This is a genomic window from Pseudomonas sp. S150 (genome assembly GCF_004526365.1).
Lineage (GTDB): Bacteria > Pseudomonadota > Gammaproteobacteria > Pseudomonadales > Pseudomonadaceae > Aquipseudomonas > Aquipseudomonas putida_A.
Map to the genome: position 1 here is coordinate 2,162,747 of NZ_CP038207.1, position 13,935 is coordinate 2,176,681.

The window sequence follows — 13,935 nt, forward strand, 5'->3', positions numbered from 1 at the left end:
GCGCTCTAAAAACAGGAGCGAGTATCGCGATGGTTTATGACAGAGCAGTGGCTAAGTGATGTCATGTCGATGACGATACAAAGTTGTCCTGAACTATTGATCTAGAGCGCTGTCGTCCGATTGCTCGTGTGCAAAGGGCAGCGATAAGCGATACTCGCGGGGCTTTGAAGCCCGGAAGTGGAGAGTCAGTTGATGCCGTTGCAACGCCTGCAAAGCCTGTCAGAAATCGCCCCTGCGACCTGGGATGCACTGGTGCCCGAGAACCAGCCGTTTTTGCGGCACGCCTTTCTCTCGGCCCTTGAAGACAGCGGCAGCGTTGGCCCGCATACGGGGTGGCAAGCCGAGCATCTGCTGCACGTCGAAGACGATCGGCTGATCGCGGCGTTGCCCAGTTACCGCAAGTGGCATTCCTACGGCGAGTACGTGTTCGATCACGGCTGGGCCGATGCCTGCGCCCGGGCCGGCATCGATTACTACCCCAAACTGCTGACGGCGGTGCCGTTCAGTCCGGTCAGCGGGCCACGCTTGCTGGCCGCCCGGGTCGAAGACGGTTTCGAACTGCTCAAGAGCCTGCCGGGTTATCTGGAAATCGAAGAGCTTTCCAGCGCGCACATCAATTTCACCGACCCGTTCACCGATGCCGCCATGGCCGAGCAGCCGGGCTGGCTGCAACGTATCGGCTGTCAGTATCACTGGCAGAATCGCGGTTACCGGGACTTCCAGGATTTTCTCGACGCGCTCAGTTCGCGCAAGCGCAAGCAAATGCGTAAAGAGCGCGAGCAAGTGGCGGGGCAGGGCTTCGAGTTCGAATGGCTGGAAGGGCGTGAGCTGGACGAGGCGCAATGGGATTTTGTCTACGCCTGCTATGCCAACACCTACGCCGTGCGCCGCCAGGCGCCGTACCTGACGCGCGAGTTTTTCAGTCTGCTGGCTGCGCGGATGCCGGAGGCGATTCGGGTGGTGCTGGCCAAACAGGGTTCACGTCCGGTGGCGATGGCCTTCAGTCTGGTCGGAGGCGACAGCTTCTATGGACGCTATTGGGGATGTCTGGCCGAGTTTGACCGGCTGCATTTCGAGACGTGTTTCTATCAGGGCATGGACTATGCGATTGCCCAGGGGTATCAGCGCTTTGATGCCGGCGCTCAGGGCGAGCACAAGCTGATTCGCGGCTTTGAACCGGTGATCACCCACTCGTGGCACTACCTGCGTCATCCCGGTCTGAAAGCCGCAGTTAAAGACTTCCTGCAACAGGAACGTGCTGGCGTCCTTGCGTACGCCGAAGAAGCGAAAACCGCCTTGCCCTATCGCCAGACATAGATCCTTTGTAGGAGTGAGCCTGCTCGCGATAGCGATCTGTCAGAGCCATTGATGTTGACTGACACACCGCTATCGCGAGCAGGCTCACTCCTACAAAGAGATCTCAGGCACCCCTCAGGTTTCTTCTTTGCCCAACCAGCGATAAATCCCGCCACCGACCACCGCACCAATCAGCGGCGCGACCCAGAACATCCACAACTGCGCGATCGCCCAGCCGCCGACCATCAGCGCCGGCCCGGTGCTACGAGCCGGGTTGACCGAAGTGTTGGTGACCGGAATCGAGATCAGGTGAATCAGCGTCAGCCCCAGGCCGATGGCAATCGGTGCGAGGCCCGCCGGGGCGCGTTTGTCGGTGGCGCCGAGGATGATGATCACGAACATCCCGGTCATCACCAGCTCGGTGACAAAGCCTGCCGCCATCGAGTATTTGCCGGGCGAGTGCTCGCCGTACCCATTGGACGCCAGACCTGCTGCGATGTCGAAACCCTCCTTGCCGCTGGCGATGTAGTAGAGCAGCGCGGCGGCGAGTATCCCGCCGAGCACCTGGGCGATGATGTAGGCGGGTAGCTCTTTTGCTGGAAACCGTCCGCCGACCACCAACCCGACCGATACCGCCGGATTGAGATGACATCCGCTGATGTGGCCGATGGCGAACGCCATGGTCAGCACCGTCAGACCAAACGCCAGGGCCACCCCCAGCACCCCGATGCCCAGAGGCGAAGACGCGGCGAGCACCGCACTGCCACAACCACCCAGAACCAGCCAGAACGTACCCAACAACTCAGTAACTGAACGTTTGAACAGAGACATGAGAGAGTCCTTGATAGCCCATGCTATCGAGACTGTATTGCGTTGTGCTTCCCAGCAGATTTACGACAGGTTCCGTGCTGGAACCTTGGCTGAGTACAGCACGCTTTGGATGGATTTCCAGCAGCCATGAAAAAACCGCCAGAGCCCGTGGTTAGAGGGCTGTGGCGGTTCTCAATATATTGTGGGAGGGGGCTTGCTCCCGAATGCGGTGTGTCAGACAAATGTTCGGTACTGACACCCCGCTTTCGGGAGCAAGCCCCCTCCCACATTGGAGTTGTATTGATTCAATGATCAATCGATCCCGACAAATCCCCCGGTCTGGTGCGCCCACAACCGCGCATACAATCCGCGATGCGCCAGCAGTTCGGCGTGGGTACCGCTCTCGGCGATCTTGCCGTTTTCCAGCACTACCAGCCGATCCATGCGAGCGATGGTCGAGAGACGGTGAGCAATGGCGATCACGGTTTTGCCTTGCATCAGGGTTTCCAGGCTTTCCTGGATCGCCGCTTCGACTTCCGAGTCGAGTGCCGAGGTTGCTTCGTCCATGATCAGGATCGGCGCGTCCTTGAGCAGCACCCGGGCAATCGCAATGCGCTGGCGCTGACCGCCGGACAGTTTCACCCCGCGTTCGCCGACGTGCGCGTCGAAACCGGTACGGCCCTCAGCGTCCGACAGCAGCGGAATGAACTCGTCGGCGCGGGCCTTGTGCACCGCGTCCCAGAGTTCGGCGTCGGTGGCGTCAGGCTTGCCATACAGCAAGTTGTCGCGGATCGAGCGGTGCAGCAGGGAGGTGTCCTGCGTGATCATGCCGATGCGTGCGCGCAGGCTTTCCTGGCCGACTTCGGCGATGTTCTGCCCATCGATCAGGATGCGTCCGCCCTCTACGTCATACAGGCGCAGCAGCAGGTTGACCAAGGTCGATTTACCGGCGCCGGACGGCCCGATCAGGCCGATTTTCTCGCCGGGTTTAATGGTCAGGTTGAGGTCGCCGATGATGCCTTTCTTCTTGCCGTAGTGAAAATCCACGTGCTCGAAACGCACTTCGCCACGAGCCACGGCCAGCGGTTTGGCCTGCTCGCGATCAGTGACGCTGACCGGTTGCGAGATGGTCTGCAGACCATCCTGCACCATGCCGATGTTTTCGAAGATGCCGGTGACTACCCACATGATCCAGCCGGACATATTGACGATACGAATCACCAGACCGGTGGCCAGGGCGATCGCGCCGACGGTGATCAGCGACTGCGTCCACAGCCACAGCGCCAGCGCGGTGGTGCCAACGATCAGCAGGCCGTTCATGGTGGTGATCGCCACGTCCATGCTGGTCACCACGCGGCCGGCCATCTGCGCCTTGACCGTCTGTTCTTCGATGGCTTCCTTGGCGTAGTGCTGTTCGAAATTGGTGTGGGCGAACAGCTTGAGGGTGGCGATGTTGGTGTAGCCGTCGACGATTCGTCCCATCAGTTTCGAGCGCGCGTCGGAAGCTTCCACCGAACGCTCTTTCACCCGTGGCACGAAGTAATACAGCGCACCGATGTAGGCGACGATCCACGTCAGCAGCGGAATCATCAGGCGCCAGTCGGCTTCGGCGAACAGCACCAGCGAACTGATCGCGTAGATCACCACGTGCCACAGCGCATCCACCGCTTGCACCGCCGAGTCACGCAGCGAGTTGCCGGTCTGCATGATGCGTTGGGCGATGCGCCCGGCGAAGTCGTTCTGGAAAAAATTCAGGCTCTGCTTGAGCACGTAACTGTGGTTCTGCCAGCGGATCATGCTGGTCATCCCCGGGCTCAGGGTCTGGTGCACCAGCAGGTCGTGCAGGCCGAAAAAGATCGGCCGCAGCACCAGGGCGACCACCACCATCCACGTCAGTTCGAGGGCGTGGTCGCTGAAGAAATTCGGGTTGGGCGTGCCCTGGGCCAGGTCGATGATGCGGCTCAGGTAGCTGAACAGCGCCACTTCGATCAACGCGGCAAACAGGCCGACGACGAGCAGGGCGGCAAAACTCGGCCAGACCTGCTTGAGGTAATAGGTATAGAAGGGCCAGACACGATCCGGAGGGGAGGCCGTGGGGGCGTCGCGGAATATGTCGATCAGTTGTTCGAAACGGCGATAGAGCATCAGATAACCGCCCGGATGCCGGGCTCTCCTTTTATCGGTGTGAGCGGCGTGGCTTCAGGCCAGCGCCGCTCGAAACGCCCTGTACAGCTTAGTCGATGACTTTGGCCGACTTGATGATCACAGGGTCGACAGGCACGTTTTGCATGCCCTGTTTGGTGGTGGTTTGCGAGTTGACGATGATGTCGACCACGTCCATGCCTTTGACCACTTTGGCGAATACCGCGTAACCGGCATCACGGCCCGGATCGAGGAAGGCGTTGTCGGCGACGTTGATGAAGAACTGGCTGGTGGCCGAATCAGGGTTGGAGGTACGGGCCATCGACAAAGTGCCGCGAACGTTATGCAGACCGTTGCTGGCTTCGTTCTTGATCGGCGCCTTGGTTTCTTTCTGCTGCATCTGTGGCGTGAAACCGCCGCCCTGAGCCATGAAGCCCGGGATCACGCGGTGGAAAATGGTGTTGGTGTAAAAACCGCTGTTGACGTAATCCAGAAAGTTTTTGGTACTGATTGGCGCCTTGACCGGGTCCAGTTCGATTTCGATCTGGCCGTTGGTAGTGTCCAGCAGCACGTGCGGTGCTTTGGCCGGGGTGGCAGCCATCAGGTTGGCAGCAAACAGCACGGTGCCGGCGGCGAGGGCGAGTTTTTTCAGCATGGGTCAGTGATCCTGAGATTGAATGTCGGCTGCGGCGAGAAACTCCAGCAGCGTTTGGTTGAAGTGTTCGGGTTGATCGAGCGGGGTGGCGTGGCGCGAGTCGGCGATGACCACCAGCCGCGCATCGGGCAGCAGTTTTACATAGGTTTCTTTCAGTGCTACCGGCGTGTAGTCACGGTCGGCAGTCACGATGAGGGTTGGACAGGTCACCCGGGAAAGTCGTTCCTGGACGCCCCAGCCAACAATCGCATCGAAGCTGGCGAGATAAGCACGTTTGTCGTTTTTTGCCCAGCGTTCGGCCATTTTCTGCCGCAGATCAGCCTGCTCGGGTTTCGGGAACAGTTTGCCGCCTAATGCCTTGCCAATGGTCGCGAGGCTGAGCACGCGCATCAGGCTCCAGCGCTTGAACCACTGCCAGTAATCGTCGCGGCTGCGCAGTTTGACCTCGGGGGCGCTGTTGACGATGGTCAGGCTTTTCAGCATTTGCGGCTGATCGACGCCGAACTGAAAGCCGATCATCCCGCCCATCGACAGCCCGACGTAATGCACCGGGCCGAGTTTCAGGTGTTCGATCAACGCCAGCAGATCGGCGCTGAACCCGGCGATGCTGTAGCGCTCGCGAGGTTTGTCGGAGCGACCGTGACCACGTATATCCGGAACGATCACCCGGTAGTGCGCCGACAGCGCCGGGATCTGCATTTCCCAGTCCAGGGTGCTCGAACCCAGTCCGTGAACCAGTAGCAACGGGGTGCCGTGGCCATATTCCTCGTAGTGCAGGTTGCAACCTTCATGTTCGAAATAGGCCATCGGTGAACTCCGTGTCAGGCTTGCTCGGGGGCGGCGAACGGTGCGTCAAGCGGCAAAGTGTCGAAGGTACGCAACAGTTCGATGAGGATTTGTGTGGCCGGGCCCAGCGGTTTGTCCTTGTTCGAATACAGATAGAAGCTCGGGTTGCGGCTGCCACCCTGATCCAACGGTAGCAGCTTGAGCGTGCCTTCCTTCAATTCCCGTTCGATCATGTGCCGTGGCAGCCAGGCAAAGCCCAGGCCGCTGCTGACGAACGTGGCAGCCGTGGCGAGGCTGCCGACGGTCCAGCGCTGTTCGGCGCCGAGCCAGCCGACGTCGCGTGGTTGCTGGCGGCCGGAGTCGCGAATCACCACCTGCATCTGGGTTTCCAGGTCCTGGAAGCTCAGTTCGCGGTTGAGCCGATGCAGCGCGTGATCAGGGTGGGCGACCGCGACAAATTCGACGTCGCTCAATTCCGCGCCGAGGTAGCCGGGGATGCTCAGGCCGGTGATTGCCAGATCGGCCACGCCCTCGAGCAAGACCTCCTCGACCCCCGACAACACCTCCTCGCGCAGACGCACGCGGCAGCCGCGACTCTGCGGCATGAATGCGGTCAGCGCGCGCACGATGCGTGCGCTCGGGTAAGCCGCATCGACCACCAGCCGCACCTCGGCTTCCCAACCTTGCTCCATGTGGTGGGCGAGGTCTTCCAGTTGGCTGGCCTGTTTCACCAGTTGTCGCGAGCGGCGCAGCAGCACACCGCCGGCTTCGGTGAGCACCGCTTTACGACCGTCAATGCGCAGCAACGGCACGCCGAGCTGGTCCTGCATGCGGGCGACGGTGTAACTCACCGAAGATTGCGAACGGTGCAAAACCTCGGCGGCCTGGGCGAAACCACCGTGGTCGACCACGGCCTGCAATGTTCGCCATTGATCAAGGGTCACGCGGGGCGCTTTCATCAATAGCTCCTCTTGTCCTAAGCTGGCCGTCCCTCATGGAGACTGGCGAATGAAAAAATTCTGTTGTGTGGTGCTCGCGTTGCTGCCGCTGACTGCGTTTGCTTACCCGATCGATGTGCAGAAGAACCTCAATGGCTTGAAGATCGACTACGAGACCTTCGACACCGACAAAGACATCGGCTCCATCCGGGTCGCCAACTACGGTGATGTCGACGCGACCTGCAAAGTCGTTTTCAACAATGGTCCGGAAGCACCGCGTACGCGCAACATCGAAGTCCCGGCCCGCAAGCATACGAATGCCACGGCCAAGTTCTCCCGCGAGATCATCAGGCTGCGCATCGATTTGAGCTGCAGCCCGAAATAACACCGTCAATCCCTTGTGGGAGCGAGCTTGCTCGCGAATTGGCCGTTTCAGTCGACATCATTGTTGAATGACACACCGCTTTCGCGAGCAAGCTCGCTCCCACAGGCGGCAAGTGCATCTAAACGAATTATTCGATGCTTTGCAGCAATTATTTGCGCTTTTTCATCGATACGACCCTGTTTAACCTTCACTCCATCGACCTACAACATTCTCGGATGGAGACTACACACCATGTCCCGCGTTCTGATCATCGAAAGCAGCGCCCGCCAGCAAGATTCGGTTTCCCGTCAACTGACCCAGACCTTCATTGGTCAGTGGAAAGCGGCGCATCCCAACGATCAGATCACCGTGCGTGACCTCGCCGTGAATCCCGTTCCACACCTGGACGCCAACCTGCTGGGCGGCTGGATGAAGCCTGCCGAGCAGCGCAACGCCAGCGAACAATCGTCGCTGGAGCGCTCCAACGAATTGACCGACGAGCTGCTCGCTGCCGACGTACTGGTGATGGCTGCGCCGATGTACAACTTCGCGATCCCGAGCACCCTCAAGGCCTGGCTCGACCACGTGCTGCGTGCCGGCGTGACCTTCAAGTACACCGAAACCGGCCCGCAAGGCCTGCTCAGCGGCAAACGTGCCTACGTGCTGACCGCTCGCGGCGGCATCTACGCCGGCGGCCCGGCCGACCATCAGGAACCGTACCTGCGTCAGGTCATGGGTTTCATCGGCATCCACGACGTGACCTTCATTCACGCCGAAGGCATGAACCTGGGCGGCGACTTCCAGGAGAAGGGCCTGAATCAGGCCAACGCCAAACTGTCCCAGGTCGCTTGATATGTTAATCGCCAGATAATCGCCGCTTGTTTAAGTGACCTGGCGCAACCCCTTCAAGGCTCTACGCGCATCGAACCTCCCTTTGCACTTGTTGCTCCTGAGTGCTGTAGCCCGATTGAACGCTTTAGCGAGATCGGGCTTTTTTTTGCCTGGGATTATCTGAGCAACGTGTAACCCCTGTGGGAGCGGGCTTGCTCGCGAAGGCGGTGTGTCAGTCAACTATTCGTCGACTGACACGATGCCTTCGCGAGCAAGCTCGCTCCCACAGGGTTCAGTGTTGCCTGAGGTTCGCGGTCTGGCGCAAAAACCGCTATCGTCGCCGCCATTCGAAACAGAGGCGACCATGGGCTATCTACTTTTTGTCACGCTGATCCAGGCGTTTTCCTTCAGTCTGATCGGCGAATACCTCGCCGGGCATGTCGACAGCTACTTTGCAGTGCTGGTGCGCGTGGTGCTCGCCGGGCTGGTGTTCATTCCGTTGACCCGCTGGCGCTCGGTGGAACCGGCGTTCATGCGCGGCATGCTGCTGATCGGCGCGTTGCAGTTCGGCATCACCTACGTTTGCCTGTACCTGAGCTTCCGTGTACTGACGGTGCCGGAGGTGTTGCTGTTCACGATCCTCACGCCGCTGCACGTGACGCTGATCGAAGATGCGCTGAACCGCCGCTTCAATCCGTGGGCGCTGGTGGCCGCGTTGGTAGCGGTGGGCGGTGCGGCGGTGATTCGTTTTGACCGGATCAACCCGGATTTCTTCATGGGCTTTTTGCTGCTGCAACTGGCCAACTTCACCTACGCCGCAGGGCAGGTGCTGTACAAGCATCTGGTGGCAAAACACCCGAGTGATCTGCCGCACTACCGACGTTTCGGCTTCTTCTATCTCGGCGCGTTGGCGGTGGTGTTGCCGGCGTTTCTGCTGTTCGGCAAGTCCAACTTCCTGCCCGAAGCGCCGTTGCAATGGGGCGTGTTGCTGTTCCTCGGTCTGGTCTCGACGGCGCTGGGGATGTACTGGTGGAACAAGGGCGCGTGCATGGTCAACGGCGGCACGCTGGCGGTGATGAACAACCTGCATGTGCCAGTGGGCTTGCTGCTGAATCTGCTGATCTGGAATCAGCATGAGGAACTGGGACGGTTGTTGCTGGGCGGGAGTGTGATTCTGGCGGCGGTGTGGATCAGCCGGTTGGGCATCCGCAAAACTCAAGCCACCGCATAACCCCTGTGGGAGCGGGCTTGCTCGCGAAAGCGGTGTGTCATTCAACGATTATGTTGACTGACCTGACGCCTTCGCGAGCAAGCCCGCTCCCACAGTTTTGATCTGTGGGGTTATAGGAGGTGTTTTTGTGGTTCTGGTATGTGCGCTGAGCCGAGTACAGCCGGCAACAACCCCGAACGCAAATCCCCGCCACTCGGCTGCTGATACAGGCTCAAACCGAACTCCGGCAGCACCGCCAGCAGATAATCGAAAATATCCCCCTGAATCCGCTCGTAATCGGCCCACACCGTGGTGGTCGTGAAGCAGTAGATTTCCAGCGGAATTCCCTGCGCCGTGGTCTGCATCTGCCGCACCATGCAGGTCATGTTCGGCTGCACCTCCGGGTGACTCTTCAAATACGCCAGCGCATAAGCGCGGAAGGTGCCGATGTTGGTCATGCGCCGGCGGTTGGCCGACATCGCGGCGACGTTGCCCTGCGCCTCGTTCCAAGCCTTGAGCTCGGCTTTCTTGCGGCCCATGTAGCCGGTCAGCAGGTGCACCTGGGAGAGCTTTTCTTCCTCATCGTCACGAATGAAGCGCACGCCGCTGGCGTCGATGAACAGGCTGCGCTTGATCCGCCGCCCGCCAGACTGCTGCATGCCGCGCCAGTTGCGGAACGATTCGGACATCAGGCGCCAGGTCGGGATCGAAACGATGGTCTTGTCGAAGTTCTGCACCTTGACCGTGTGCAAGGTGATGTCGACCACATCGCCATCGGCGCCGACTTGCGGCATCTCGATCCAGTCGCCGACCCGCAGCATGTCGTTGCTGGTCAGCTGTACGCTGGCGACGAACGACAGCAGGGTGTCCTTGTAGACCAACAGAATCACCGCCGACATCGCACCCAGACCGGAGAGCAGCAACAGCGGCGAACGGTCGATGAGGGTGGCGACGATGATGATCGCACCAAACACGTACAAGACCATTTTCGCCAGTTGCACATAGCCCTTGATCGAGCGGGTGCGGGCGTGTTCGGTGCGGGCGTAGATGTCCAGCAGCGCATTGAGCAGGGCGCTGACCGATAGCAGCAGGAACAGGATGGTGAAGGACAGCGCCACGTTGCCGAGGAAAGTCATCGCGGTTTTGCTCAGTTCCGGCACCAGGTGCAGGCCGAACTGGATCACCAGCGACGGGGTCATCTGCGCCAGACGTTGAAACACCTTGTTGTGGCGAAAGTCGTTGATCCAGTGCAGGGCCGGCTGGCGCCCGAGCATGCGGCTGGCATGCAGGATCAGATAGCGTGCCACTCGTCCGAGGACCAGCGCGATCACCAATAGCAGCATCAGCGCCAGGCCGGATTGCAGGAACGGGTGCTGTTCGAGGGCACCCCAGAGGTCTTGGGCGTTGAGCCAGAGCTGTTTGAAATCCATGTGAGCAACGATTCTTCTGTAAGACGCGATGGGCGATTAGAGCATTTAAGACGCTGTGTATTACCGTTGGAGACAAATCGAGCAACAAAAAAGCCACTGATTACGCCCGTTTGTATAAAGAAACTCGGCCTGAGCGCTCGAAACCGGTAACCTATGCAGCTGTTTTTTTGCATATCTTCGAGGTAGCACCCGTGTTTTCCCAATTCGCCCTGCACGAACGCCTGCTCAAAGCCGTGGCCGAGCTGAAATTTGTCGAGCCAACGCCTGTGCAAGCAGCGGCCATTCCGCTGGCGCTCCAGGGGCGTGACCTGCGGGTGACGGCGCAAACCGGTAGCGGCAAGACCGCCGCTTTTGTCCTGCCGATCCTCAACCGCCTGATCGGCCCGGCGAAGATCCGCGTCAGCATCAAGACCCTGATCCTGCTGCCGACCCGCGAACTGGCCCAGCAGACCCTGAAAGAAGTTGAACGCTTCTCGCAGTTCACCTTCATCAAGTCCGGCCTGATCACCGGCGGTGAAGACTTCAAGGTGCAGGCCGCGATGCTGCGCAAGGTGCCGGACATCCTGATCGGTACGCCGGGCCGGATGATCGAGCAACTCAACGCCGGCAACCTCGACCTGAAAGAAGTCGAAGTGCTGGTGCTCGACGAAGCCGACCGTATGCTCGACATGGGCTTCGCCGAAGACGTGCAACGTCTGGTCGACGAATGCCCGAACCGTCAGCAGACCATGCTGTTCTCCGCCACCACCGGTGGTTCCGGCCTGCGCGAGATGATCGCCAAGGTGCTGAACAACCCTGAGCACCTGCAGCTCAACGCGGTCAGCCAACTGAACTCGACCACCCGTCAGCAGATCATCACTGCCGACCACAACCAGCACAAAGAACAGATCGTCAACTGGCTGCTGGCCAACGAGACCTACCAGAAGGCCATCGTCTTCACCAACACCCGGGCCATGGCCGACCGCATCTACGGCCGCCTCGTGGCTCAGGAATACAAGGCGTTCGTGCTGCACGGCGAGAAAGACCAGAAGGATCGCAAACTGGCGATCGACCGTCTGAAGCAGGGCGGCGTGAAGATTCTGGTCGCTACCGACGTCGCGGCCCGTGGTCTGGACGTTGATGGCCTGGATCTGGTGATCAACTTCGACATGCCGCGCAGCGGCGACGAATACGTGCACCGCATCGGTCGTACCGGTCGCGCCGGCAACGACGGTCTGGCGATCTCGCTGATCTGCCACGGCGACTGGAACCTGATGTCGAGCATCGAGCGCTACCTGAAGCAGAGCTTCGAGCGCCGCACCATCAAGGAAGTCAAAGGCACCTACGGCGGGCCGAAGAAGGTCAAGGCCTCGGGCAAAGCCGTCGGCGTGAAGAAGAAAAAGACCGACGCCAAGGGCGACAAGAAGAAAACCGCCGCCAAGACCCCGACCAAGCGCAAGAGCGCCAACCGTCCGAAGCCGGATTCTCTGGTGAGCAGCGACGGCATGGCCCCGCTCAAGCGCCGCAAGCCGGCCGAGCCAGCGGCTGAGTAAGGCGTTTTCGCAGGCAATAAAAAACCCGGACAGTGTCCGGGTTTTTTTATGCGCAGGGTTTGTCAGCTCCCCAACTGTCCGCTGGTGTCTGCGTCAAAGCGCTGTTTTGCGCGATCTGCCGCCGGTTTGAGCTGCGCGAGCAACGCGGCTTCGCTGTACAGCTGCGAGTTCCCGAGCTCTTTCGGCGTTGGCTCGATCGGGATCAGTACATCTTCACCGTCAGCGTGCAGCCAGATCGCCACGACGTGCAGTGCCGAGACAAACAGCACCCGCAGTTCAACGCTCTTGCCCTGCAATTGCGGCGCCTGTTCCGCCAGTTTCAACGCGCCCACGGTGTCGGCGGCCCGGGTGCCGTGGTTCAGCGAAGCGAACTCGACATGGCCACGCACCTCGGCCAGTTGCGCATCGGCAATGCTTACGCCGTCGGCAAACACCAGGTAATGCCAGTCGCCGATACGTGCGTCTTTCAGACCCTTGCCTTGGCTCAGGTCGTCGAGTGTCAGCGAGTAGCCGCGATAGGCTTCGCTGAGGCTGACTTTGGCCGGTGTCGCGTTGGCGAACTGGCGGTTGATGCCGAAGCCCTGGTTTTGCAGCGCGGCTTGCAGCACCGGACGCAAAGTCTGTACGCCGTTGGAAGGCGCCTTTGGATAAGTCAGTTGCATGATGTCGCCCTCCTAGTTTTTCGCGGTGAAGTAAGTGTGAGTCCAGTTGCCGCCGCCGTTGTACGAACCGGGGAATGAATTCAGCGCTCGGGTCGAGTAACCGTAGATCGAGTCGGCGATCAGCACGTAGTTGCCGTTGGTGCCGTAGATCGCCAGGAAGTGCGCACCGCCACCATACCAGGCACAACGCAGGCCGACCGGGCGGCCCATGTTGATCTGGTTCTGAATGGCCGACATCTGCAGCGAACCCTGATTCATCCCGTTATAGCTGCGGGTGGTCTGCAGGGCCGAATCCAGATAGCCGTAGACGTTGCACGGCCCCGGCTGATTGCAGCAATTGCGGTCGAGCTGAGTGCTGGCGACGCCGCACTGAGTCCATGACCCGGTGCCGTAGTAGTTGCCGACCGAAGCGGAAACGGCGGCCCAGCACCAGTTGGTCTGAGTCTGTTTCTGCATCGTGAAGTTAAGGTTGGCAGCGGCCAGTGCCGCCGTTTGCGCAGTGGCTTCAACCTCGACCAGTTGCGGGTCGATCAGGTGGCCAACAAGGCATCTTGGCAGGCTCTCGCCGGTGAACGATATTGCTTGAGTGGTTAACATTTTTTCAGTCCTCCATGAATGAAAACAAGCGTCCAGCTTGTGATTGTGTTGCGGTATTGCCGAGCGATCGGTGGGTAACGGTTTTCATCTGCGATGAACGGTGCCGATCTCCTTGCTCGATGTAACCTTAGTCAGGATATGCGTTTGTGCAAGAAAATAAATGCACAAGTGCATTTTTAAGATCAAAAGATCGCAGCCTGCGGCAGCTCCTAAAGGGTCTGGTGTAGGAGCTGCCGCAGGCTGCGATCTTTTGATCTTGCTTTTAGCTGTCGGCTTTTTTCTCAGCCGAGTCCAGTTCCTTCAAGCGCTGATCAATCAACTGGCACTTGTCCGGCAGATCGGCGCTGGCCGTGCCCAAGTCCATCTTCTGCAACTCGGCATTGATTTCCTTGGCCTTGGCCGGATTCTGTTCGGTGAGCTTGGCCACTTCCTTGGCCAGTTGTTCGCGTTTGGCGGTGGCCTCTTCTGGTGTGCAGGCCCAGACCGGCAGGGCGCAGGCTAGGGTGGCGGCGAGGGTGAGCTTGAGCAGGGTTTTCATGGGGGCAGGCCTCCGTTCCGGGTAGGGCGGGTTGATCGGTGGAGGGTTTCGGGCGGTGAAAAGTTCAGTTCCAGTGTTTTTACCAGTCCATTTAGAGTGACCGAACGGTCGCGATCTTCCCCTGAAAAGCAGACCTCTTGAGGA

General features: G+C 59.8%; 14 protein-coding genes. 5 read left to right on the forward strand and 9 right to left on the reverse strand.

Features of this window, described 5'->3' with window-relative positions; genetic code table 11:
* Positions 1 to 192: 192 nt before the first annotated feature.
* The gene (locus E3Z29_RS10100; protein ID WP_134785689.1) at positions 193 to 1,317 is read left to right on the forward strand and encodes a GNAT family N-acetyltransferase; all 1,125 of its coding nucleotides are present in this window, start codon (positions 193 to 195) and stop codon (positions 1,315 to 1,317) included.
* Positions 1,318 to 1,431: 114 nt separating this feature from the next.
* On the opposite strand, the gene aqpZ is transcribed toward E3Z29_RS10100, so the two are convergent.
* The 5 genes from aqpZ to E3Z29_RS10130 form a co-directional block, all read right to left on the reverse strand.
* Positions 1,432 to 2,127: an aquaporin Z gene (gene aqpZ / locus E3Z29_RS10110; protein WP_134785690.1), complete on the reverse strand. Its 696-nt coding sequence runs from the start codon at positions 2,125 to 2,127 to the stop codon at positions 1,432 to 1,434.
* A gap of 291 nt (positions 2,128 to 2,418) precedes the next feature.
* Positions 2,419 to 4,251: an ABC transporter ATP-binding protein gene (locus E3Z29_RS10115; RefSeq protein ID WP_095138579.1), complete on the reverse strand. Its 1,833-nt coding sequence runs from the start codon at positions 4,249 to 4,251 to the stop codon at positions 2,419 to 2,421.
* Positions 4,252 to 4,339: 88 nt separating this feature from the next.
* Complete coding sequence (locus tag E3Z29_RS10120) at positions 4,340 to 4,903, reverse strand: peptidylprolyl isomerase (protein ID WP_095138580.1); 564 nt, start codon at positions 4,901 to 4,903, stop codon at positions 4,340 to 4,342.
* A gap of 3 nt (positions 4,904 to 4,906) precedes the next feature.
* On the reverse strand, positions 4,907 to 5,710 hold the full coding sequence (locus tag E3Z29_RS10125; RefSeq protein WP_096796627.1) for an alpha/beta fold hydrolase: 804 nt from the start codon (positions 5,708 to 5,710) through the stop codon (positions 4,907 to 4,909).
* Positions 5,711 to 5,724: 14 nt separating this feature from the next.
* The gene (locus E3Z29_RS10130; RefSeq protein ID WP_027614550.1) at positions 5,725 to 6,648 is read right to left on the reverse strand and encodes a LysR family transcriptional regulator; all 924 of its coding nucleotides are present in this window, start codon (positions 6,646 to 6,648) and stop codon (positions 5,725 to 5,727) included.
* Between the two features lie 49 nt (positions 6,649 to 6,697).
* Between E3Z29_RS10130 and E3Z29_RS10135 the strand changes: the two genes are divergently transcribed.
* The 3 genes from E3Z29_RS10135 (at position 6,698) to E3Z29_RS10145 (ending at position 9,053) form a co-directional block, all read left to right on the forward strand.
* The gene (locus tag E3Z29_RS10135) at positions 6,698 to 7,012 is read left to right on the forward strand and encodes a 3-phosphoglycerate kinase (RefSeq protein WP_098967723.1); all 315 of its coding nucleotides are present in this window, start codon (positions 6,698 to 6,700) and stop codon (positions 7,010 to 7,012) included.
* Positions 7,013 to 7,243: 231 nt separating this feature from the next.
* Positions 7,244 to 7,843: an FMN-dependent NADH-azoreductase gene (locus tag E3Z29_RS10140; protein WP_096796629.1), complete on the forward strand. Its 600-nt coding sequence runs from the start codon at positions 7,244 to 7,246 to the stop codon at positions 7,841 to 7,843.
* Positions 7,844 to 8,186: 343 nt separating this feature from the next.
* Positions 8,187 to 9,053, forward strand: coding sequence for a carboxylate/amino acid/amine transporter (locus E3Z29_RS10145; RefSeq protein WP_134785691.1), 867 nt, complete (start codon positions 8,187 to 8,189; stop codon positions 9,051 to 9,053).
* Positions 9,054 to 9,163: 110 nt separating this feature from the next.
* Here E3Z29_RS10145 and E3Z29_RS10150 read toward each other — a convergent pair whose 3' ends face one another.
* Positions 9,164 to 10,462 carry a mechanosensitive ion channel family protein gene (locus E3Z29_RS10150; protein ID WP_134785692.1) on the reverse strand — a complete coding sequence of 433 codons (1,299 nt, stop codon included), beginning with the start codon at positions 10,460 to 10,462 and terminating at the stop codon, positions 9,164 to 9,166.
* A 191-nt stretch (positions 10,463 to 10,653) separates the two neighbouring features.
* On the opposite strand from E3Z29_RS10150, the gene E3Z29_RS10155 reads away from it, so the two are divergent.
* Positions 10,654 to 11,994: a DEAD/DEAH box helicase gene (locus E3Z29_RS10155; protein ID WP_041070247.1), complete on the forward strand. Its 1,341-nt coding sequence runs from the start codon at positions 10,654 to 10,656 to the stop codon at positions 11,992 to 11,994.
* 62 nt (positions 11,995 to 12,056) lie between these two features.
* Here the strand turns inward: E3Z29_RS10155 and E3Z29_RS10160 are convergent, their stop codons facing one another.
* The 3 genes from E3Z29_RS10160 to E3Z29_RS10170 form a co-directional block, all read right to left on the reverse strand.
* Entirely contained in the window at positions 12,057 to 12,656 is a 600-nt protein-coding gene (locus E3Z29_RS10160; protein WP_134785693.1) for a hypothetical protein, read from the reverse strand.
* Positions 12,657 to 12,668: 12 nt separating this feature from the next.
* Positions 12,669 to 13,253 (reverse strand): papain-like cysteine protease family protein, encoded by a 585-nt coding sequence (locus E3Z29_RS10165; RefSeq protein ID WP_134785694.1) that lies wholly within the window; start codon positions 13,251 to 13,253, stop codon positions 12,669 to 12,671.
* A gap of 262 nt (positions 13,254 to 13,515) precedes the next feature.
* Positions 13,516 to 13,791, reverse strand: coding sequence for a hypothetical protein (locus E3Z29_RS10170; protein ID WP_097086740.1), 276 nt, complete (start codon positions 13,789 to 13,791; stop codon positions 13,516 to 13,518).
* Between the last annotated feature and the right edge of the window lie 144 nt (positions 13,792 to 13,935).